The sequence below is a fragment of the Priestia sp. D51 genome (assembly GCF_053345675.1).
Genome location: NZ_JBLTIR010000003.1, coordinates 148,232 through 169,490, shown reverse-complemented (window position 1 = coordinate 169,490; position 21,259 = coordinate 148,232). Strand labels below are relative to the sequence as shown.

The following is a 21,259-nucleotide window of genomic DNA, read 5'->3' as shown; positions in this document are numbered from 1 at the left end:
CTTTATCCCTCCTCACACAATATCTTTCTGTGTATCGCTTGGTACCCCTTCAACTGCAGGCTGTATACCATGTTCTTCAGTGAATTTTTGTTTATCCCACATTCTAAAGAAAGGATAATAAATGCAAACAGAAATGCCGATGTTAATAGCTTGCATAACTGCACCCGATAATTTTCCTCCTGTGGCCAAATAGCCAGAAATAATCGGAGGCATGGTCCAAGGAACCGCAATACCTGCTGGTTTTGCTACCAGTCCTGTCGACATGGCAATATAGGTTGCTACTACCGTCACAAGAGGGGTAATAATAAACGGAATAAGCATCATTGGATTCATCACCATCGGAAGTCCAAAGATAATCGGCTCATTGATATTAAAAAGAGCTGGCCCTATTCCTAATTTACCAAGCTGCTTCATTTGTTGACTGCGTGCTTTTAAAATCATGGCAACGACTAGAGCTAGTGTCGCTCCGCTGCCTCCGATATTAATCCAAATGTCAAAGAACTGCTGTGTAAAAATATTGGGTAATGCTTCATGGTTAGCAAATGCAATTCGATTTTCATCCATAGCTCCATACCAAATGGGAGCCATAATTCCACCGACAATATTCGCTCCATGAAGTCCACAAGACCACATGAGCATAATAACAAGTTCGGCAACTAGCGTACCGCCTAAACTGCCGCCTAACACGCCTAAAGGCTTTCCAAGCAATTCTCCAACAATATTATGCAGACTTCCAAAATGCGTTTGTTCTACTAACAAACGTAAGATCCAAATAAATGCGATTACCGTGAAGCCAGGAATAAGAGCGGCAAACGATTTTCCAACAGCGGGTGGAACTCCATCAGGCATCTTAATAACAATATCTTTTTGAATAAACCATCTGTAAATTTCTGTAGAGAGAATCGCGACAATCATTGCCACAAAGAGCCCTTTACTTCCCATTAAAGCGGTTGGAATTCCGCCGTCTACTAAAATAGCTTCTTTGGCTCCGCTCGGGAGAAAGGACACTTTATACGGAGTGGCGAGTAAAAAAGCAGCAAGTGAAATTGCCCCTGCGGACAAAGCATCCACCCCGTATTTTTCAGCTAACCGATAGGCTATTCCGAAACAAGCAAGCAGGGCCATAATATCGAATGTAGCTCCAACTGGATAGGCCATTTTCGTTGCCCATTCTTTTCCGAAAATCCCTGCCATAAAGTCGTTGTAACCTGGTATTGGTAAATTCGATAGTATTAAAAATACTGAACCGATAATAATGAGAGGCATTGTCAGAACAATACCGTCTCGAAGTGCTTGTAAATGGCGTTGACCCGCCATTTTTCCGGCGATAGGCATTACTTTGCTTTCAAGCATACTATTAAATTTGCTCATGTAGTCCACACTCCTATTTTGAAACTAGTTGAGCTGCAAATTTTAATACTTGTTCTCCATTGCACGTTCCGTAGTGAACAGGATTTATAACGTCAACTGGCACACCTTTTTCTTCACCTAGCTTCTTAAGCTGCGGCAGCAAGTAGCGCACTTGAGGTCCTAATAAAAGTACATCTGCTTGATCAATATGGTTGCGGACAGAGTCACCAGGAACCGCCCAAATTTTATACTCCGTACTTTGGTCCTGAGCGCTTTTTTCCATTTTTGTTACTAGTAAACTTGTAGACATTCCAGCTGCACAACATAATAGAATATTCATTTGTCATTCCCCCGGTTTTTTTATTTTGTCATCTGTTTTGTTGATAGTTTTATCTTAAAATAAAAGCGCTTACATTTATACACAACCTTTTTCCGTTAGTAACGGAAAAATTATGTTTGAACATTCAGACAAAAAGAGAAGCCCTCTCTTGGACTTCTTTTTTTATCTAATATTTTTCATAAATACCTCTATAAACTCCTCATAATCCTTGCACTTTACTAAGCGCTGCACGACCTGCTTATCATCTACGACGCGGACTAACAAACTGTACATCTTCTGCAAATCGCCTTGATTATTTGCTTTTACACTTAAAAGACAAATAAATTGGACAAGGTTTCCTTCCCACATAATCGGTTTTTTTAACGTGCAAATGGCCCAAAACGTCGTATCGGTTTGAGGAACCATAGGATGCGGAATCGCAACGAGATTGCCAAAACTTGTTGGGGATGCAGCTTCTCTTTCAAAAACAGATTCTATAAATTGAAAAGGAACTAGTCCTAGATGAGTTAATTTCTCTCCTAAAAAATGAAGCACTTCTTCTCTTGTTTGAAATTCTTGCTGTAAATATACTAATTCTTTTTTCGTGTATTCTAACGAAGACTGCGGTTTATTCTTCATTAAACATTCAATTTTTTTAAAATCATTGTTTCCTAGAATTGTACTTACTTGTACTACAGGAACAGGAAGATCCTCTGGAATTGGAATGGTACTAACAATAAAATCTAAAGAGTGCAGCGACATTTGGTGAAGCTTATAATACTGAGTTGTTCCTAAAATAGTAAGATTTAATCCAAACGTAGCCTGCAGCTTATATGATAATAGCTTTGCACTCCCTACTCCCGATGCGCATACAATCAAACAGCGCTTAGGCTGATTGATAATTTTCCGACGTTCAATGGCCCCTCCAATATGTAAAGCTAAATAGCCAATTTCCGTTTCATGCATGTCAATTTCAAGGCGATTTTTTAAAACCTTCCCGGCAATAATTCCAGCTTCAAAAGCAAGAAGGTAATGACTCTTAATTCCTTCAAGCATCGGGTTTCGCAGATTCATTCCATATTTATAGCGGTTGATAGCCGGTTTCAAATGCAAACTCATGCCAAGAATCAGCTCTGAATCTTCACTAATTCCTAAATGAAGCTCTTTTTCAATTGCTTCTAATATAGCCGCTGTTAATTCATAAATATCTGCGGCAATAAACTGCTTCACTTCTTTGTCTTCATGATTGCTATTGTTGAGCATTTTTGTACCTAGCAAATGAATGGCGATATACGCTGTTTCTGATTTCGGAAAACGAATCTTGAATGCCTTTTCAATTTCCCTCACAATTTCAGCTGCTACTTCATATTCTTTATGCTCCATAATTTCAAGCAAGTCTTCTGAATACAAAGAGATAAAATTTTCTTCTTGTATTCGCTTACAAGCTATTGCTAAATGAATGATTAAATTATTTAATCCAATATCTGAAACCATAATATTGTATCGTTTTATTTGATTTAAAATGTGGGCTTTAATCGTTAAGATTGATTCTTGGGGCAGGATGGATATTTCATTGTATACCATATCTACTTCTTTATCTTTTCGGTTAAATATGTACTCAGATATACAAAATCTCATTTTCATTTCGTCCCCTTTAGCTTTCAAGCCATAGTTAGGACGTTTTTCTAAAAGAATATCATACTTACACAGCTGTTTTTTAACATCTCTTAAATCGTTTTGAACCGTTGATTTGCTAATATATAACTCGTCTGCTAAATCTTCGAGCTTCAAATATTCGTCTGCTAGCAGCAGTCTTTTAATTAAATAATGCACGCGGTCATCAGGAACGGTTGGAATAGAAGTTGAATCAAATAATTGATTAGCCGAAAGTTCTTTTAATAGCTGATGAAATTGTTTTTCATCTAAAACGCTAAGTTCATATCCCGTCCCTCGAGCTGATTTAATTTTGGCCCCGTACTGAGACAAAATGTCATCTAACTGTTTTATATCCGTTCGAATAGTTCGAGAAGATACCTGATTTACTGTTGCTAAATATTCGCTCGTAACGGTTGATAATGTAGACTGTACGGACATTAGTTCTCTTAATATGACGATTATTCTTGAATTAAGCATGTTTGTTTCTCTCCATTCTCAGAAGATTTCCCCTTTATAAAATAAATTAAAAGAGCTGGTTATTTTAAACAAAAGCAAAAAATACCTAAACAGCAACAAACAGAAACTACCTTTTCTGTCCTTGCAGCTTAGGTTTTGCCTGCTTCATCAGTAACAACCCTAAAACAATAGGAATAAATGTCTTTATTTGTAATCTATCATTCTTTCTGTTTTTTTTCAATTTCCATTAAAGCGTTAGGCTTAGTGCCATTAATGAAATTTATGGGGTCTGTTCATACCGGTGTAGCCCCAATACAAACGTACGAATTAAAAAATCTAGTGTCTCATCAGTACTTAACGGCATTCCAAATCCCCCTTTTTGCTCCAAAGAAGAAAATCCATGTAAAATGCTGCGGAGACTTCTAACAGCATGAAGGGCTTCACTTTCTGGAAGATGATACGGTTTTAACACCTCCAGCACTAAAAATACGATGTTATCAGATGCTTTTTGTACTTCTTCATCCTGTATCGTTGGTGCCACCGTTGCCGTTGCTTCGTATATTCCGGGAGACTTTCTTACAAATGAAACGTACGCTTTACTTAGCTGATAAACAGCGTCTTCTGCAGAAGCATGTTCAACAGCACTTTTTAGAAGATAGTGTAGCTGCTGCAGTCCGCTTAAAGCCAGTTCTTTGCGCAGCTCTTCTAACCCTTTTATATGATTATACAAAGACGGAGGGCGAACATCTAATTCTTTGGCTAATGAAGCAATTGTAACAGCATAAAACCCTTCACGATTAGCCAAATTTCCACCTGTTTGAATAACCTTTTTGAAATCTAGTCCTTGTCGTGGCGACATCCTTTCATCTCCTCTTTTCTATTTTCACTTTTGCTTGTTGTATTGCTTTTTCCATCATTTTTAGCGGTTGAGAAAGCATTCTTCCGTGTCCAACAGCAAGAAGTGATGGGTTTAATTCATATAGCTTTTCTGCACTTTTAAGCGCTAGCTCTTTGCTCCACGTTCCAAAAGCAGGAAACGGAAACAGCGGTTTTAACTGACCTGATACGGCAACTCCTCCCCGCACTTGGAAAGAATCTCCTGCAATTAATGCGTTTGTTCTCTGGTCTAAAAAAGACATAGACCCAGGTGTATGTCCAGGTGTAAAAATAGGAGCAAGTGAGCCTATATAAGACTCTTCTTCGATGAAATGATCAATTTTAGTTGAAATCTTTCCTAGTTTTGGTATTCCTCCACGGATTGGGTTTTGAGGTTCTTCAGAATTTAGTGTGAAGTCTCCTGAAAATAATCGATAATCTCTTTGCGACATGTAAACAGAAGCATTCGGCAAACTTTTCTTCACGTTATCAATCGCTCCGATGTGATCTTCATGAGTATGAGTAAAAACAATTCGAGTAATCGGTTTTCCAATTTGATCTGCAGCTTTTAAAATACCTGACGCGCTGTAAGGAAGAGCCGCATCAATTAACGTAAGACTGTCTTTCTCTTCGACTAAATAACAATTCACTGGAAAAAATCGAGGCAAAAACGTCAATTGATACAACATTTTCTCACGAACTATTCTCATTTCCTCATCCCCTATTATCAAAATAAAAACTAATGGTATTAGTTTTTATTTTAACTAATACCATTAGTTTTATCAATCATATATTGGAAAAAACAAAAAAAGTGTGAGACATAACGAAATCGAGTGAATTTAAAGACGAACAAATGGAATAAAGAAGCTCGTATAGATCACATGTTACACCGTCCCCACAAAAAAATCCGAACGCGGCTGATTCTTGATAGAGAATCAACCGCGTTCGGATCTTACTTTAACTAAACTACTTTTGCCCTAGCCTCTATTAAAATTAAACGTCTTTTCTTTCTCCCGTAGCAGCCACTACAATCGCACTGCCTTTCTTTAACTCTTCTTCATATTTTTTTGTTTCGTCTTTTGATAAACCTAGCGCAGCCATTTTTGTTCGAAGCTCATCTTCTCTTGTTAAAAATAAACTCGCTGCTGAATGTAAAGGACCTTCTTCAGATAGTCGAATAATATTTGTGTCCGTTACTTCTGTTAAATTTTTAGAATTTTCCTTGTCATAGGTAAACACGTATACTTCATTTTTCTCAAAACCTTTATCTGCAAATTGATTAACTGCTTCGTTAATATTCGCTCCGTTTTCTACTACTTCAACATGTTTCATTATTTATAACCTCCTGTTTCTATCGCACATCTTTCTTTTATACTTAGCAAAAGAATGAACTTCTTACTACTATATATACCCGTTTTCAGAAAGGAAAACCCGCATTTAGCGCTTTACGGAGAGTTTGAATATCATTCCATATTATCCTTTAATCGGATGTATATCTCTTTTGATTAACGTATCTAAAACAATCATTCAGCTTATTTTCAGCTACCATTCATAAAAAATTCATCTGCATTGCTTATTATAATAAAGAAAAAAGGCGCTAATCAGGTACTTTCCACGCATAATGAATGTCTGTGTCAGAGTAAGCCGGATATGAATGCAACCATTCATATCCGGTTTTTTATATGAAAGAACTTCTAACAACATCCTGTCCTTGCACCTTATAACATAATATAATTCTCCATATTAACTAAAAATTCAGATTATACAGGAGGTTACAAATGAACAGCCATCCACACCCACAGTTAAAAAAAGAGTTAAAGATCCGGCATATCACCATGATTTCTCTCGGAGGAATTATTGGCGCTGGATTGTTTATTGGAAGCGGATCACTCATTAACACCGCTGGACCCGGCTCTATTTTTTCGTACGCATTTGCTGGTTTACTCGTTATTTTAGTCATGCGAATGCTTGGAGAAATGTCTACTGCAAATCCTTCCAGCGGTTCGTTTTCCACTTATGCAAAAGAGGCATTAGGCCCTTGGGCCGGCTACACAATTGGCTGGCTCTACTGGTTTTTCTGGGTTATCGTTATTGCTGTTGAAGCCATTGCAGGTGCAAATATTATTCAATACTGGTTCCCGTCTTTACCGTCTTGGGGAGTCAGCCTGGCTCTTACTTTTTTATTAACGATGACCAACCTGTACTCTGTTAAATCTTTCGGAGAATTTGAATATTGGTTTTCTCTCATTAAAGTTGTCAGTATCGTTCTTTTTTTACTTTTAGGTATTGCTATTATTTGTGGATTCATTCCAGGAATTGATTCTCCCGGCACTTCCAATCTTTTGCATAAAGGCGGCTTTTTACCGAATGGAATTAGTTCTGTATTTTTAGGAATCGCCCTTGTCATGTTCTCCTTTATGGGAACAGAAATTGTTGCAACCGCGGCAGGTGAATCTTCTCAACCTGAAAAAGCCATTACCATTGCGACCAATACCGTTATTTATCGTATTTTATTTTTCTATTTAGGATCTATTTTTATTTTAGTAACCGTTCTTCCATGGAATTCATCAAGCCTAATGAAAAGCCCATTTGTCTCTATTCTTGAATTAGTAAACATACCGGCCGCCGCTCAAATTATGAACTTTATTATTTTAACAGCTGTCCTTTCTTGTCTGAATTCTGGTTTGTATACAAGCTCTCGTATGCTGTTTTCCATGTCTCAAAATGGTAATGCGCCAAAAAGCTTTTCAAAATTAAATAAAAAAGGCGTACCGGTTAGCGCGATATTAGCATGTACAGTTATTTCGTACATCAGCGTCATCTTTAACTACATTTCGCCAGATAAAATCTTTTTGTTCTTAGTGAATGCATCAGGCGGCGTAGCCCTTCTTGTGTACCTCGTTATTGCATTTTCACAAATTAAAATGAGAAAAAAATATGAAAAAGAAAACCCTGAAGCATTAAAAATTAAAATGTGGTTATTTCCTTACTTAACTTACGCTACAATCGTTGCCATCACTAGTATCTTTATTGCCATGGCATTTATTGATTCATTGCGTTCACAGTTCTTTTTAACTCTTTTAATTGCTGTACTCGTCGTAGGTTCGTTTTTCTTTCAGCGTACCAAAATGACGAGCGGCTTAGCAGCAAAAGAAAACACATCAAAATAAAAGAGGTTGAGACATAACGAAATGAATCCAACCTAAAGATGAACAAGGGAGATAGATGAGCTAGACTGCTTATGACACCGCAGTTGATTTCCGTGCAAGGCTTCGCTTTGCCCTTCAATCACCTGCTAGAAGAAACGAAACACATAAAACTATATTTACCATCACAAAAAAACGAACCACCAATCAAACATGTTGATTAGTGGTTCGTTTTTCACTTTGACTAACATACTTTTGTCCCAGCCTCTTTTATTTAATCCGATAAATCTCCTACAATTTTTGTTCCGTGTAATTCAGTTGCCTGTGTGTCTTTTATAACCCGATCTGCGTTGCCTTCATGAATTCCTCCGCCGGGCAAAATAATAAGACGGTCATTGGCGTATGTGATCAGTTCTCGGATCACCTGCAAGTTTTGCAAAGCAGACCCTTTCCCACCTTTGGTCAAAATGCGGTCTGCTCCCATTTCACTAAGTATATCAATGGCTTTGTATTTATCTTTAATCTCATCAAATGCCATATGAAACGTAACGCTTAAAGGACGAGCTTCTGCTATTAATTCTTTAGTCCGTCCGTGATCGATTTCATTTTTTTCTGTTAATATGCCGAATACTACTCCGTTTACTCCAAGGTCTTTACATGCTTTAACGTCTTTTTTCATAATTTGAAATTCTGCTTCGGAATATAAAAAATCACCGCTTCTTGGGCGAATAATCACGTTGATATCTGTATCAAGATGTTCACTTGCATGTTGAATGGTGCCGTAACTTGGCGTAGTGCCTCCTTGACTGAGATTATCACATAATTCAATGCGGTCTGCTCCTAGCTTTTCCGCTTTTTTTGCCTGCTCATACCCTTCTACACACGCTTCTTTTATGTACTTCATACTTTCAACTCCTTTATTGGCTGTATAAATAAAGCCCATCTTTAAAAAGATGGACTTTCCTTTATTATTTAATCGCTTTATGAACTTTTAATTTCTTTCCTTTAATTGTTTTGTTTTTCATTGCTTGCAACACTTTGGGACCTTTTCCATTCAGAATCTCTACATACGAGACATTTTCTTGAATGGTAATAATTCCAATATCGTCTGCGGTTACTCCGTCTAATTTTGCGATTGTTCCTACAAAATCGACCGCTCGAATTTTCTTTTTCTTTCCGCCGTTAAAGTACAGCTTCATAATGTCTTTATTTAATGACTCGCTTTTATCTTTTTTAACTTCTGGACGCTCATTAATTTTTTCATTAAAAGCGAATGCTGCCTGCTGTACTTCTTCTTTAGAAGGAGGAGTAGATACTGGAATCGAAAAACCAATATATTCTTCAATTTCCGATAGCATTCTCTCTTCATAAGGCGTTACAAATGTGATAGCCTTCCCTTTTTTACCGGCACGTCCCGTTCTTCCCGTACGGTGAACGTAGCTTTCTTTTTCCAACGGAAGGTCATAGTTAATAACGTGCGTGATATTATCAATATCAATTCCTCTCGCAGCTACATCTGTTGCTACTAAATAGCGGAATTTCCCTTTTTTGAAATCATTCATAACCTCAAAACGGTCTTCTTGCACCATTGCCCCATGAATTTTATCACAAGGATATCCAAGATCATCTAAATCATCTAACAGCGTATTTACCTGCTCTTGCGTGCGGCAAAAAATGATGCAGCTGTCCGGATTTTCTACTGTAGTTACGTCTTTCAGCAGTTCAAATTTACCTTCATTTTGTACTGTTATAACAGAATGGTCAATCGTGCTTGTTGTTAATCCGTTCGCTTTGATTTCAACATCAACCGGCTTCTTCATATATTTGCGAGACAGTTCTTCAATATCTTCCGGAAGCGTAGCCGAGAAAAGCATCGTTACACGCTCACTAGGAAGATGTTGAATAATCGCTTCCACTTGGTCAATAAAACCCATATTTAGCATTTCATCTGCTTCATCAATAACCAAATAACGAATTTTCTCTAATGCCAGCGTTTCTTTTTCTATATGATCAAGCACTCGTCCAGGCGTACCTACAACAATATGTGTTTTTTGCTTTAATTCTACTTTTTGCTTGGCAAACGGTGATTTTCCATAAACAGCAGCTGCTTTAATTCGCTTAAAACGGCCGATATTTGTAATATCTTCTTTTACCTGCGCAGCCAGCTCTCGTGTAGGTGTTAACACTAAGGCTTGGGGCTTATTTTCTTCCCAGTTAACTAATTCACACAGTGGAATGCCGAAGGAAGCCGTTTTTCCACTTCCTGTTTGAGACTTCACGACCACATCTCTTTCTTCTAGCGCAATGGGAAGCACCTTACTTTGTACTTCCGTAGGATGATTGTATTGCAGGCTAGAAAGCGCCTTAGCTACCTTGTCACTAAGACCATATTGACTAAAACTTCTTTGATTCATTTTGTACCCTCATTTATTTTAAATTAGTGATTATCTTTATCATGACCTGATGCACTATGTTTCATTATACTTTAATTCTTCTATGCGCGCTCAAGATTTAATATAGCATTGGTTTGTTAAGCCAAAGAGAAAAGCCGCTCTCTTATTAATAAGAAAACGGCTTTGGTATGAGCGATGAGGGATTCGAACCCCCGACCCCATCCCTGTCAAGGATGTATTCTCCCACTGAACTAATCGCTCGCAATATGTATTGACTATAACAACAATTACATCAATCTGTTTGCTTAATTATACGCTATTTGACCAAAACTCTTCAAGTATTTTTTTACATATAAACTTAAAAAATAACACCAATTGAATTAATGGGAAGTGACGGTTGTATTAGATAAATTATATTGAATTACACTGTGTTGCTTTCTAAATTCTTATAGTTATTATAGTGAAAAAAATTTACAAATTGTTAGTTTCAATCGATTGCAGAATAGATAGCCCATTGATACCTAGAGAGTTGTCAACTGATTCTTCATATCTTGTATAATGGTTAACTTAACTAACCACCTTTAAAAAATGGTAAATATCAGTACTTATTTATTTCATAAAAGTGGAAAGTACTTTAATATTAAAGGTATGATTGCTTGATGCAAAAAGCATTTTATAAAATAATAAATATAGGGGTGAAAGAGCCTTTATGATAAAAGTAACCTTATTAGAAAATTCCTATGATTTTTTACATAACTCCTTAAGCCACTTTAATTGGGCTACTTCTGAAGTTTCTTTTGAAACTCAGAAACGATATTTGAAGTTTTCTTTAGTTGATATTGTTCAATCAATGGAATTAATGTTCAAAGAAGTGTTAAGAAGAAGAAATGAATTTCTTATATATGAAAATATAGATAAACCAAAACATACTGTATCCATTTCAACAGCATTGCAAAGATTGAAAAATATAATAGGATTAAATCTAGAACAAAAAGACGAAATAAAAATTAAAAGAGCAATTGATTTACGTAATCAAATTATTCATTTTGAATTAGAACTTGATATCAAAGAGCTTATTACTATTTATATTGTTATTTTTGAATTTATTCATTCTTTTCATTACCGATTTTTAAAAGAAGAACTACATGAACGTATACGTCCTAGCTACTGGAAAATTGAAGCGAAATTAATGGAGAAATTCGAAAAGGAATTTGTTTTATATAATGGCATTGAGGTAAATAAATTATATCCTAGTGAAATTGCTGAATCTCAAATGCTGACTTATTACGTTGGAAAAAGTGAAAGTTATAAACGAATAAAGTTTGGAAAAGAAGAGAACTTGGATTTTTTATCAGAACATAGTCGGTGTGATGATTGTGAAGTAAAACAAGGTTACTATCATACCCTCGGCTGTAGCTTAGAAATTTGTCCAAAATGTGGTGGGCAAGTAAAGTCATGTTCCTGTAATTTAAAAGCAGAACTTTTCTAGATAAAAAAATTAAAGGAGCAATTCGGAAAAATTCTATAATAAAATTTTCATTTTATAAAAACAAAGAAAAGCAGGGCATAGAGTAACCATTGCTCAATCTAATTTTATTTTATTTTCAAGTTTGTACTTAAAAATAAGTTCAACTAATTTATAACCATCTATTAGTATAATCTCTTTATGCCTTAGCTTCTTTACATATTTAACAGCTTCAGAAGAAAATTTACTTGTAGTGATAAAAAACCCTTTGATACCATAAACTCCATCTAAAGCACCTGAAAAATCTCGTACTAATGGTTGACCAATTGAATAGCCTCTCCGAATTTTAGACTGGAAATAGACCTTTGACCCTTCATTTCTTCCCAAGTGAACTACCCCATCAATCCCACCATCATTATTTTTAGATGTTATTTCTACACTCGCTAAAAAATCTACGTTATAAACCTTAGACAATATTAATCCTGAAACAGATTCAAAGTATGAGGCATCTATTTTTTCTAGTTTATTCAAATATTCTTTATAAGTATTCATAAGTGGCTTACAAACTATGCCTTTTTCTTTATGAATTGTTTTAATCCGCGTATCGTTAGCTAGTTCATCTAAACAACGTTTTGTAATTTTAGTAGGGTTTTGAGCTAATAATTTTTTTGCCTTAGTTGTAATTTTAAATGGCTTTATATCTTTAAATATTAACCCAGCTCTAATTAGCAACATTTTTGAAAAGCTTACTTGAGAATAAAACTTTTTAACTCCTGACGGGACTGTTTCATTTAATTCTTCATTAGTTAAACCAAACTCCCCTGCTAATACATTTACAGCCTCTTTCAAGCTATAAATTTTTCTGTGTGTAATTAAGCTTAATAATGGCCAATGAATTTCGTCATAACAAGGTAACGACATTTACAACACCCTTTCGATTTATTTTTATTATGTAATCGAAATAGCATTATGCATTTATACCTATTATATCCAGTTAATTATCAATTTTAAAAGCATATATTTTTTTATTTCGCAAGATAATATCCATTGTTATTTATTCATAATAACCAAATAAGATTTCTTCTGAAATATCAATTCCACACTTCTTTAGTCTAAAGGCTCTTTGGCTATAGAGCTTCTTTAAAATTTTTTCTTTCTCCTTGGCTAGTGCATGATGTAGTCTTTTATGACAATTCACGCATAAGCTAACTATGTTCGCTTCAATGTCGATGCTAACATCAAAACTATCTTGAAATTCTATAGGAATTAAATGGTGTGCTTCAACGTAATTCTTTCCCGAAACTTTAGAAGTAAAATCTTTGTGGTTGCTATTCACTTCACAAAGATAATTAGCAACTACTATTGCATTCTTACCTTTTTTTGCATTTCTTCTATAAACTTTAGAGGTTGCCTTGTCATTTTTTAATGGCTTATCTATTGGTACATCATTAATTTCTAACTTTATATTGGAGGTTGTTGATATTTCCACTTCTTTTTGATAAATAGAGTCTCTTGCTTCCTCTTGAGAAGCGATAATATACGGCACAAATTTCACTTCGTACACAAATGGTTTACCTACAGAATAAAATTCAATATATTCGGCATTTTCATCTGGAACAACTACATAAGATTTCTTATTTTCTTTTTGGCTTTTTCTCATCCTTTCTGTTTTCAAATATCTATAGCTATATTTAAAAGCTTCTTCTAACACATTCCTAAACTCGGTATTAGAATCATATCTTATCTGATATGTATCGGATTTTATATTTTTTCTATCGACGTTCACCAATTGTACTTCATATATATTGCCTTCATTTATGATTTCAACCTTATATCTATCACCTCTTTTGAAATGGAAGCCATTAACATTATCAAAATCTTCATGAAAATCACTAGGTATTGTCGAACCGTTTTCAAAAATTGACCAATCTACTTTCTTTATTCCAATTAAATTTGGTACACCATCTGGCTTTGACCAACTCTTATTAACCTTCATTTAATATCACCCATGTTATTTTATTAATAATTCAGTTATCAATATCATACTCAAAATCTACAGGAAAACTTGTCAAATACAAAAAAGCTGTCTATTACAAGATAGGCAACTTTTTTATAGGCTTGTTTTCTAGCGAAAAAAATTCAAATTATTTCTTTATCCTTTTACAAAGATGCTTGACTGCTATTTATTATAAAAATAGCATCCTAGCCGTTAAACTGTTACTTTAACCACTTCTTTGACTTTCTCTTCAAATCCTGGTTGTTCAACAAACAATAGACCGTAGCCCTTTCCTACTTGTTTAATTTTCCCTATTGTGTAGTCCAGGTAAGATGATTCTACAAACGATAAATCAATTTCAACAGAGTGTTCTTCATAGCTCTTATAGTACTCAGTGAATTTAAGCTCTTTATCAATAATGTAGAATTGCTGACCATATATTAATAACGCTAGTTTTTGCATACAATACTCTATGGATTGTTTGTTAAATAAAATATCTGTATATATTTGAGAAATCATAGATGAATCAGAAGTGAAGGCAAATTCTAAACCATTTTCTTTCAAGAAGGGAGCTTTTTTTATTCTTCCTTTTGAGGTTCTAAATTCTTCGAAGGTATTTCTAATTGTCAACGGGTCAAAATCCGTCGTAACCCTTTTAACTAACTGACCAACAGTTTTATAATGGCTCAGCTCCACAGCTTTCAATGCCATTTGTAATAGAACAAACAAAATAATTTTTTTTATTTGTTTCTGTTCCCCTTGATTTAAGTTAACCTTAGCTTTATTTACAGAATTTTGCATAGCTTGTTGCATAGCATTGAGTATTTCAAAATGATTTATCTCATTGTTACTTTCGCTGCTCTCGCCAACAGTGTTGAGAAATGCTGGGTACAGAGTCTGAGCTTCTTCTTCAGCTTCTTGTTCTGTGTCCATTTCCCTAATAATTTCACATAGCGAGTAGGTTATGGTAGTAATATCCTTTATGTTATCTGTTTCAACTGCTTCTTTGAGTATAGACTTATATATATATATTATAGCTACTGTTTTAGCAATATTAAAATTTTGTTCTTCAATATTAGCTTCTTGGTTGTTTTTTAGAGTATATGATGGCACGATGCCATTTAAAATTTCTAATATCTTACTCAAAGGCAACCCTTTTTGCTTATAAGCTTTTAGGATTATTTCGTCTAGTGAAGTGATGAACTGCGGATATAGCACTTTAACCTTATTAGGTTCCAAAGATTTCAAAGTTTCTAATCCATCATTCAATTTAGCTAAGCGATTCTTAGCTACCAATTTAAACAGTAAATCCCCTTGTTTATTTAAAAGTAAACCATAAAACTCTAGAAACATTTCGTTAGGTTCGCCTTTATGCTCTGCTAATTTGTTAGCAGTTATAGTAAGGTTTTGTTTATTGCCAGGTGCTTCTTCCATTATTAAAGAGAGCATTTTTCCCCATTCCTGTAACTCGTGTTCAAACAATTTATCCAAGCCTTTTTCCATTACATAGTCAAAACATTGAAAGATTGATTCTAAATAGGTGTTTAAGTGCTCATAATGATTATCTTGATTTATAGTTGAGTAATAAATTGTTTTAATTTTTTGCTTGAATTTTTTTCTTTTATGCCTAAACAAAAAATTTATATCTAAGCTTCCTAGTAATTTAGTTAACAGGGACAAAAAGAATATAAATGATAGAATCACTAAAAATATCCAACTTAACAATACAAAAAAGTAGTCCCCAGTAAAAAAGCTTCTATCATAATATTCTTTATTAAATACTATATAATACCCTAATAGAAGAGTAAAAATAGTAACCGATAGATATTTCCATAACGGCATACCTTTTGCGATATTAGATGAAATACTTTTTTGCTCTTTGTAAATGAAATAGTAGAAGGTTAAAGTTAAGGGCAGACTCACTTTAAAAAACTGATTAATAGCGTTAAGAAAAGATATTGAAGCATCATCAATATCAGTATAACCTTTTATGTTATTAGAACCAAAAGTAACTAAATTATAGGCTTTCTCAAACAAAGTTGAAACTTTATTGTGACTATAAGATTTATGTAAAAATATAAAAATTCCTACTAATACTAAAAACGCCAATAAGCTCATAAAGCTCAGAATTGGTCTTTTCTCTACTCGTTGTTTTACAGTGGAACAAACAGCTCTAATTGCATAACCAAACTTAAGGCACATTTCCATTGCATAATTATATGCTTTGGTGATAAATGAAAAAATGTTGCTAGTGACACTCAATAAAACTATTGGTTTTTTTTTCATAATACTTTCTCTCCAAAAAAAAAGGGATTAACCCTTATTAAGATACTCAGCGTAATAATCACGCATATCATCTCTTGAGATTTCTGTATTTGCCGCCATATCCAATGGAGTATTTCCTCTAGCCTTTAACCAAGGTGTCTCAGAGTGTGTTAGCTTTTCCAACTCTTTTGCATCCTTGTCTCCATATATGTGCCAAACAGCTTTTAGTACTTCTAACATAGGTTTAGTAAAGGCAAAAGAACTTGCAACTATATGAGGTATAACCTGATACCCATACGGACGATATAGATTGTACAGTTCAGGTGAAACAGGCCCATGGACCCATGCCTCTAATCTACTATCAAATAATGGTCGATTCAACATTGCTAAGTGCCAAGCTTGAGCATAATAAACGAGCTTTTGCAGTTTTAAATGAGTTATTTTAGTATTTGGTCTGGAATCACTTTGGCTCTTGTGCAAAAAATAGCGAGCCACATCCATTGCACTTGGTAAATTAACAGATTGTTCTAATGCACTCTGTTCTAATGTTTGTTGTTCTCTTTTTAATGTTTCTGTAGTCATACTACCCACTCCTCTCTTAAGCATCTTGAACATACTATCGAGGAAAACTTCACGTAAATATTTATATGCTGTAAATTTTACGATGTTGCACATCTTATTAATATTTACACTATATATATTCGACATAAACCTCTCTCAAACCTTTATATTTTCTATTTTAACCAATAAATTCACACATTTCCATAAGTGTAAAAAATAAATTACCACTTGTTATAAATCCAAATTTATGTATAAAAAATATAAAATATCTATATTCCCTTTAACTTACTTTATCTCCTAGATTTCAGTATTTTATTACACTACTTAGACTTTTTATACGAACATATTGCTATCTTAGCAGCCATATGTTGACCACAACTGCAAAATGTGTTATAGCTCAAAGAAAAAGTCACGCTCACCTTCATATAGATGATTCTGCTCGAAATACATTGACACTTTCATGGCATTGAAGCTACTGAATAGGTTATCAATCTTGTTTCGGTGCTTATCACCCTTAGTAATGTACGGTTTACCTTGGCGGAACTCAATAAGTCCGTTAATGAAAGCGGATTCCATTAATGGGTTAGGAGCATAACGATATTTACCTTCGTAGACAATACGTTGCAGGTTCGATATGACATCTCCTAGATGTCTACTGTTCTGCTCTATCTTAATTGGGTCAATTTCCATAGGTAAGTCCTCACGAAGCTTCTTCATTAGCGTATAACTGTATTTAGCATCATAAGCCACCGAAGCTACACCGATATTATACTCTTGACATAGGTTTATGATTATGTCTCCTAGTTCATCATAATCTACAACGTCTTCACCGATGGCTTGACAAAATCCTCGTTTTGCCCACTGTTCGTAAGGTATGCGTTCGTCTCGAGTCTTTTGTTCTTCCATGTTTTTAGGGTAAAATGTCAAGTTCTTGACATAATACAAATCTTCTGCTGGGTTATACTTCAAGAAAGTAACAGCTGTATTATCCGTAGTTAACGATAAGTCAAGTCCTATAATAACCTGACGCTGATTACGCCACCATTCCCAGCTTGACACTGGCTCGAATATACCCTTCTTAAGTGTGTGCATATCTACAAAGAAGTTACCATCACCTTCGTTGCTTTGCATCCACATATTTAAGTTCTTGACTTTAAACAGGAAGAAGTCTTTCGGGATTTCCTTTTTAGTCTTGTAGTCCTCCATGAGCTTCTCAGCTAAATCATCAACTTCAGCTACAAGAGGATTAGCTTCAGGCCATACAGCTGGGTCTTCCCATCTTTCCTTGTCGTTTACCTTTTCCTTCGGATTGTCAATAGTAAAGATTAAGCCGAATTTCCTAGGGTTAGGTTCTTCTAAGAATGTGTTACGTCTCAATTCTTCTACAGTTTCATTCCAGTAGTTAAAGCCATTTTCAATCGGATATGAAGTAGATATCTTGACAATCAGCGGATTACGAGGACCAAACTGACCTGTCTCAAGTGACGATACCATCTTAAAGATTTCATTTGAGGCACCTAATTCATCGACTGAAGCCATAAATACCATCGTACCGTCAGCCTTTTGTGCATCTCCAGAAAGTGCAACTATTTTGCAATTCTTAGGCGTAAATTCTACATAGGTTTTTTTGATGTTGAAGAAAGGTTGCATATTAGGAGAAGATTTGATAATTGACACTAGCTCGTCAAATATGATAGTGGCTTGTTGCTTAGTGTTACTACCGATGTAGTGAGTCTGGTTCTCCTCGTCCAAGAAGAAGCCGATAATATGAATAATACAAGCCAATACTGACTTAGCATTCTTTCGAGCTACTGTAAAGACTACCTCACGGATTCGTCTCTTGAGCGGGAACTCCTTATACACCCAGCAGAATATGTTTTGAATTAGGAACCACTGAAATAGTGCAAGGTTAGGAAACATCGGCTGAGCGGATTTAGCTCCTCGAGCAAAGTTAAGGTTTTGAATGATTTTGTCAACCTTTTTTTCAATTTTGCTGTTCCATTTGAATTGGTAATGCTCTTGGTCTTGAAGCCAATAGTACTCATAGAGGAAGTTGACACAGCTCTGCCTAACTTGACTCGGTGCTACGATGTCACCGAACACTACTGCTTTAGCATACTGTACTGATTTATTCATAATCATCGTCCTCCAAGAGTGCTAACAATGGATTGACAGCTGGTGCTTTTTCTGCTTCCATATTAGCTAATTTCTTTTCTTCAATTGCTACCTTAGCCATTTCATTAGCCATTCTTAAGCGGTTTGTCAAGCTTAATGATAGTGCTGTTGCGTGTTGCTGTATAGCCTTGTCGTAAGTTGCTTGTTGACGTACCAAGCCTGCTCTTCTATCGTCTAGAATGTCAAGCTCCTTGATAGCCACGTTCAGTTCGTTATATTGGTAAAGGCTATTGACAAGTAATGAAAGTGCTGTAGAATCGAACTCATTGAAGTTGTCGTTTAAAGCTGCATATTTCTCGAAGATTGTCAACTCAATGTCATTCATAGCAGTTATAGGTTCAGGAACTGATTTTCCTAAAGCTTTTACTTGTTTTTCAGCGTTTTCTCGTTCTTTTTGCTCAATTTTGCTTATTTTTCGTGTCATTTCAGACACCGATTTTGTGGGTCTCATTGTAAAATGCGCTCCTTTCAAAAATTCTTAGTTATGGGGAAAATTTTTTTTTGTATTGACCACCCCTTAGTCCATTCGTTCCCTACCGAAATTAAAAGTGGCACCTAGGGGGGACTAAAAACGTCAGTGATTTTAGTGACAACTCACACAAATGATATAATCTATAAAATTGGCAGTTCTAATTCTGGAGATTCCCATTTGAAATCAAGCTTATTACTGGTTCCTAGCTCTAAGTTACAATCACGACATACCGTTATGAGGTTTGATTCATTATAGGCTAACTCAGGGAAGTCCCTCCATGATTTGATATGGTGAGCTTGCAGGTTATCGAATCTCATCCAATCGTATTTGATACGACAGCGCACACAATGACCACCGTCACGTTTAATGATTTGCTTCCGTAGCTTTTGAAACTTCCTCGTATTGCTTGGGTGCCTGGTTGATTCTCCATGTTTATATGCTGTTCCTATTCCTTTACATGCACACTCATCTCCTCGTATTGCTTGGGTGCCTGGTTGATTCTCCATGTTTATATGCTGTTCCTATTCCTTTACATGCACACTCATCTCCTCGTATCACCAAACGACAATATTCACAGAATACAACTGCTTCCATAAGACCACTTCTCCTTTTGATTTAATCCGATATGTAAGAGCGCCCAAAGACGCTCGTTTTCAATTCATTTTTTCTACTTTAATTTCAATATCAATTTCACCAGTTTTATTAGTTAAATACCCTACAAGACCTAAACCATCAAACGAAATATCAATCACATGTGAAACTGTTAAACTGCCGTCATATCCACAATATACTGTGGTTGCAAAATCATTGAATGAATATATTACTTTATAATCTTCCATGCCCCATTCGATTGAACTACAGCAATCGTTTCGTACATGTGATAAACCCTCATTGATTAATTCTTTAGTAGTTAATTCAACGTATTCATCGTAAATTTTTTCTAAGTAATCCATCGTTTCGTCATATTGTGCGTAAGTTAATTTCATAATAAATAATCTCCTTTTCGTTTTATTTACTGAATTTTCAGTTATTTAAATACAGTTTTGAATATTAATATTCAATTTGATTCCCTACTCAAAAATCAAGAGAATTGGTTTCCCGATAGAATGTTTTCTTCATTTCTTCATAGCATGGACGCAACACGGGTAAATCTTTTACAGTAGAATCAGTAAACCGTTTCCCAACGCCTAAATGTTTCTCAGTAATTTTCTTTAGTTCGCTCATGCGGTTATCTTTATAGAATTTAACACCCAATGATTTTGCTTCTGTCATAATGGCTTCGTATTCTTGAAGATTTTCTTCAATTGATTCTTGCTGTTTTTGTTCAACTTCTACTTCTACTTCTACTGCTTTTTCAATAATCGGTTGTACCGTTACAATATCTTTCGGATTATAGAAATCTTTGCTCAATGGCTGTACAATCCATTCACCGTCAGAATATAGACCATTTTGTTTTACCCAGTCTGCCCAAGTTGTTATATAAATTCTTGAAGCGTCACCTTCTTTTTTAACTTCTTGTTCCGCATAATGAATCAATCCAATTTCTTTTAGGAACGCTTTGTGTTCATTGTATTTAGTTCGCTTGATTCTTAATTCTTCACGAGCCGTTTTAACTGGAAACGTGCAAAAGAATTGTCCTTTTAAATCCATGAAACTAGCGTCATTTTTCTTTTCATATTTGCTTTTGGATAAACTAACTTTATCAACAATACCCATATACAAAATTACTGCATTATGACTTCCTCGTGTATCTTCCATGATTCTGTCGTCAATAAATATCGTTTTCGGTGTTTGATAAAACTTGCTTTGGTCAAAATCTGATTCCTTTAGATAATTTGTCATTAGAACAGTTACTCCTTAAAGTTATTTGAACATTATATGATGTTGCTTTTTATTGACCGCGTTTTTTAATATTGTGCATGTCAGTAAGTAAATCTATCGTTTCCTCGAAAGCATAAACCATATAATGTTCATGCTTGATATTTTTTCGGACGAATAATAAATTGTTTCCTTTTGCTTTTAATTCTTCCGCCATCCATTTAGCGAAGATTAACTTTTCTTTAGTTCGTTGTTTTTGCATACCGTAAACCTCCATTTGATTTAATTTGATTGAGCGTCAGTTAGACGCT

At 35.1% G+C, this 21,259-nt stretch carries 20 protein-coding genes and 1 tRNA gene; 2 read left to right on the top strand and 19 right to left on the bottom strand.

All coding sequences use genetic code 11. The features are described from left to right. Positions 1-12 precede the first annotated feature (12 nt). The 6 genes from celB to ACNHOZ_RS12805 all read right to left on the bottom strand — a co-directional run bounded on the left by celB (position 13) and on the right by ACNHOZ_RS12805 (position 5,989). Positions 13-1,371 (bottom strand): PTS cellobiose transporter subunit IIC, encoded by a 1,359-nt coding sequence (gene celB, locus ACNHOZ_RS12830; RefSeq protein ID WP_028412317.1) that lies wholly within the window; start codon positions 1,369-1,371, stop codon positions 13-15. A gap of 13 nt (positions 1,372-1,384) precedes the next feature. Next, positions 1,385-1,690, bottom strand: coding sequence for a PTS sugar transporter subunit IIB (locus tag ACNHOZ_RS12825; RefSeq protein WP_028412318.1), 306 nt, complete (start codon positions 1,688-1,690; stop codon positions 1,385-1,387). A gap of 162 nt (positions 1,691-1,852) precedes the next feature. Continuing rightward, positions 1,853-3,802 carry a BglG family transcription antiterminator gene (locus ACNHOZ_RS12820; protein ID WP_447697161.1) on the bottom strand — a complete coding sequence of 650 codons (1,950 nt, stop codon included), beginning with the start codon at positions 3,800-3,802 and terminating at the stop codon, positions 1,853-1,855. 259 nt (positions 3,803-4,061) lie between these two features. Continuing rightward, a complete protein-coding gene (locus tag ACNHOZ_RS12815; protein WP_033578081.1) occupies positions 4,062-4,640 on the bottom strand; it encodes a TetR/AcrR family transcriptional regulator in 579 nt (192 codons plus the stop codon). 4 nt (positions 4,641-4,644) lie between these two features. Continuing rightward, a complete protein-coding gene (locus tag ACNHOZ_RS12810; RefSeq protein ID WP_028412321.1) occupies positions 4,645-5,367 on the bottom strand; it encodes an MBL fold metallo-hydrolase in 723 nt (240 codons plus the stop codon). 283 nt (positions 5,368-5,650) lie between these two features. Then, positions 5,651-5,989: a general stress protein gene (locus ACNHOZ_RS12805; protein WP_048020044.1), complete on the bottom strand. Its 339-nt coding sequence runs from the start codon at positions 5,987-5,989 to the stop codon at positions 5,651-5,653. Between the two features lie 446 nt (positions 5,990-6,435). Between ACNHOZ_RS12805 and ACNHOZ_RS12800 the strand changes: the two genes are divergently transcribed. Then, the gene (locus ACNHOZ_RS12800; RefSeq protein WP_338705255.1) at positions 6,436-7,827 is read left to right on the top strand and encodes an amino acid permease; all 1,392 of its coding nucleotides are present in this window, start codon (positions 6,436-6,438) and stop codon (positions 7,825-7,827) included. 250 nt (positions 7,828-8,077) lie between these two features. On the opposite strand, the gene ACNHOZ_RS12795 is transcribed toward ACNHOZ_RS12800, so the two are convergent. From ACNHOZ_RS12795 to ACNHOZ_RS12785, 3 genes are all read right to left on the bottom strand, one after another. After that, a complete protein-coding gene (locus ACNHOZ_RS12795; protein ID WP_033578077.1) occupies positions 8,078-8,707 on the bottom strand; it encodes a copper homeostasis protein CutC in 630 nt (209 codons plus the stop codon). 64 nt (positions 8,708-8,771) lie between these two features. Further along, entirely contained in the window at positions 8,772-10,217 is a 1,446-nt protein-coding gene (locus ACNHOZ_RS12790; protein ID WP_033578076.1) for a DEAD/DEAH box helicase, read from the bottom strand. 168 nt (positions 10,218-10,385) lie between these two features. Beyond that, positions 10,386-10,457 (bottom strand) — tRNA-Val (locus ACNHOZ_RS12785). Between the two features lie 448 nt (positions 10,458-10,905). Here ACNHOZ_RS12785 and ACNHOZ_RS12780 point away from each other — a divergent pair. Further along, positions 10,906-11,685, top strand: coding sequence for a hypothetical protein (locus tag ACNHOZ_RS12780; RefSeq protein ID WP_447697160.1), 780 nt, complete (start codon positions 10,906-10,908; stop codon positions 11,683-11,685). Between the two features lie 93 nt (positions 11,686-11,778). Here the strand turns inward: ACNHOZ_RS12780 and ACNHOZ_RS12775 are convergent, their stop codons facing one another. The 10 genes from ACNHOZ_RS12775 to ACNHOZ_RS12730 all read right to left on the bottom strand — a co-directional run bounded on the left by ACNHOZ_RS12775 (position 11,779) and on the right by ACNHOZ_RS12730 (position 21,210). Further along, positions 11,779-12,582, bottom strand: a complete 804-nt coding sequence (locus ACNHOZ_RS12775; RefSeq protein WP_447697159.1) for a restriction endonuclease — start codon at positions 12,580-12,582, stop codon at positions 11,779-11,781. Positions 12,583-12,715: 133 nt separating this feature from the next. Further along, positions 12,716-13,657: an HNH endonuclease gene (locus tag ACNHOZ_RS12770; RefSeq protein ID WP_447697158.1), complete on the bottom strand. Its 942-nt coding sequence runs from the start codon at positions 13,655-13,657 to the stop codon at positions 12,716-12,718. Between the two features lie 213 nt (positions 13,658-13,870). Continuing rightward, the gene (locus ACNHOZ_RS12765) at positions 13,871-15,943 is read right to left on the bottom strand and encodes a hypothetical protein (RefSeq protein ID WP_447697157.1); all 2,073 of its coding nucleotides are present in this window, start codon (positions 15,941-15,943) and stop codon (positions 13,871-13,873) included. 27 nt (positions 15,944-15,970) lie between these two features. After that, a complete protein-coding gene (locus ACNHOZ_RS12760) occupies positions 15,971-16,504 on the bottom strand; it encodes a Panacea domain-containing protein (protein WP_447697156.1) in 534 nt (177 codons plus the stop codon). 369 nt (positions 16,505-16,873) lie between these two features. Then, on the bottom strand, positions 16,874-18,619 hold the full coding sequence (locus ACNHOZ_RS12755; RefSeq protein WP_447697155.1) for a terminase TerL endonuclease subunit: 1,746 nt from the start codon (positions 18,617-18,619) through the stop codon (positions 16,874-16,876). Next, positions 18,612-19,109 (bottom strand): hypothetical protein, encoded by a 498-nt coding sequence (locus ACNHOZ_RS12750; protein ID WP_447697154.1) that lies wholly within the window; start codon positions 19,107-19,109, stop codon positions 18,612-18,614. The genes ACNHOZ_RS12755 and ACNHOZ_RS12750 overlap by 8 nt, the downstream gene beginning before the upstream one ends. A gap of 161 nt (positions 19,110-19,270) precedes the next feature. Then, entirely contained in the window at positions 19,271-19,447 is a 177-nt protein-coding gene (locus ACNHOZ_RS12745; protein WP_447697243.1) for an HNH endonuclease signature motif containing protein, read from the bottom strand. 336 nt (positions 19,448-19,783) lie between these two features. Continuing rightward, the gene (locus ACNHOZ_RS12740; protein WP_447697153.1) at positions 19,784-20,116 is read right to left on the bottom strand and encodes a hypothetical protein; all 333 of its coding nucleotides are present in this window, start codon (positions 20,114-20,116) and stop codon (positions 19,784-19,786) included. A gap of 88 nt (positions 20,117-20,204) precedes the next feature. Beyond that, positions 20,205-20,972: a hypothetical protein gene (locus ACNHOZ_RS12735; protein WP_447697152.1), complete on the bottom strand. Its 768-nt coding sequence runs from the start codon at positions 20,970-20,972 to the stop codon at positions 20,205-20,207. 49 nt (positions 20,973-21,021) lie between these two features. Continuing rightward, positions 21,022-21,210 carry a hypothetical protein gene (locus tag ACNHOZ_RS12730; protein ID WP_447697151.1) on the bottom strand — a complete coding sequence of 63 codons (189 nt, stop codon included), beginning with the start codon at positions 21,208-21,210 and terminating at the stop codon, positions 21,022-21,024. Positions 21,211-21,259 lie beyond the last annotated feature (49 nt).

What these genes read in the sequence shown, in the direction of transcription:
- ACNHOZ_RS12765 (WP_447697157.1), bottom strand. Translation starts at nt 15,943, where the DNA reads ATGAAAAAAAAACCAATAGTTTTATTGAGTGTCACTAGCAACATTTTT.
- ACNHOZ_RS12825 (WP_028412318.1), bottom strand. Translation starts at nt 1,690, where the DNA reads ATGAATATTCTATTATGTTGTGCAGCTGGAATGTCTACAAGTTTACTA.
- ACNHOZ_RS12815 (WP_033578081.1), bottom strand. Translation starts at nt 4,640, where the DNA reads ATGTCGCCACGACAAGGACTAGATTTCAAAAAGGTTATTCAAACAGGT.
- ACNHOZ_RS12820 (WP_447697161.1), bottom strand. Translation starts at nt 3,802, where the DNA reads ATGCTTAATTCAAGAATAATCGTCATATTAAGAGAACTAATGTCCGTA.
- ACNHOZ_RS12805 (WP_048020044.1), bottom strand. Translation starts at nt 5,989, where the DNA reads ATGAAACATGTTGAAGTAGTAGAAAACGGAGCGAATATTAACGAAGCA.
- ACNHOZ_RS12770 (WP_447697158.1), bottom strand. Translation starts at nt 13,657, where the DNA reads ATGAAGGTTAATAAGAGTTGGTCAAAGCCAGATGGTGTACCAAATTTA.
- ACNHOZ_RS12810 (WP_028412321.1), bottom strand. Translation starts at nt 5,367, where the DNA reads ATGAGAATAGTTCGTGAGAAAATGTTGTATCAATTGACGTTTTTGCCT.
- ACNHOZ_RS12730 (WP_447697151.1), bottom strand. Translation starts at nt 21,210, where the DNA reads ATGCAAAAACAACGAACTAAAGAAAAGTTAATCTTCGCTAAATGGATG.
- ACNHOZ_RS12800 (WP_338705255.1), top strand. Translation starts at nt 6,436, where the DNA reads ATGAACAGCCATCCACACCCACAGTTAAAAAAAGAGTTAAAGATCCGG.
- celB (WP_028412317.1), bottom strand. Translation starts at nt 1,371, where the DNA reads ATGAGCAAATTTAATAGTATGCTTGAAAGCAAAGTAATGCCTATCGCC.
- ACNHOZ_RS12775 (WP_447697159.1), bottom strand. Translation starts at nt 12,582, where the DNA reads ATGTCGTTACCTTGTTATGACGAAATTCATTGGCCATTATTAAGCTTA.
- ACNHOZ_RS12780 (WP_447697160.1), top strand. Translation starts at nt 10,906, where the DNA reads ATGATAAAAGTAACCTTATTAGAAAATTCCTATGATTTTTTACATAAC.
- ACNHOZ_RS12750 (WP_447697154.1), bottom strand. Translation starts at nt 19,109, where the DNA reads ATGAGACCCACAAAATCGGTGTCTGAAATGACACGAAAAATAAGCAAA.
- ACNHOZ_RS12795 (WP_033578077.1), bottom strand. Translation starts at nt 8,707, where the DNA reads ATGAAGTACATAAAAGAAGCGTGTGTAGAAGGGTATGAGCAGGCAAAA.
- ACNHOZ_RS12745 (WP_447697243.1), bottom strand. Translation starts at nt 19,447, where the DNA reads ATGAGATTCGATAACCTGCAAGCTCACCATATCAAATCATGGAGGGAC.
- ACNHOZ_RS12790 (WP_033578076.1), bottom strand. Translation starts at nt 10,217, where the DNA reads ATGAATCAAAGAAGTTTTAGTCAATATGGTCTTAGTGACAAGGTAGCT.
- ACNHOZ_RS12740 (WP_447697153.1), bottom strand. Translation starts at nt 20,116, where the DNA reads ATGAAATTAACTTACGCACAATATGACGAAACGATGGATTACTTAGAA.
- ACNHOZ_RS12755 (WP_447697155.1), bottom strand. Translation starts at nt 18,619, where the DNA reads ATGAATAAATCAGTACAGTATGCTAAAGCAGTAGTGTTCGGTGACATC.
- ACNHOZ_RS12735 (WP_447697152.1), bottom strand. Translation starts at nt 20,972, where the DNA reads ATGACAAATTATCTAAAGGAATCAGATTTTGACCAAAGCAAGTTTTAT.
- ACNHOZ_RS12760 (WP_447697156.1), bottom strand. Translation starts at nt 16,504, where the DNA reads ATGACTACAGAAACATTAAAAAGAGAACAACAAACATTAGAACAGAGT.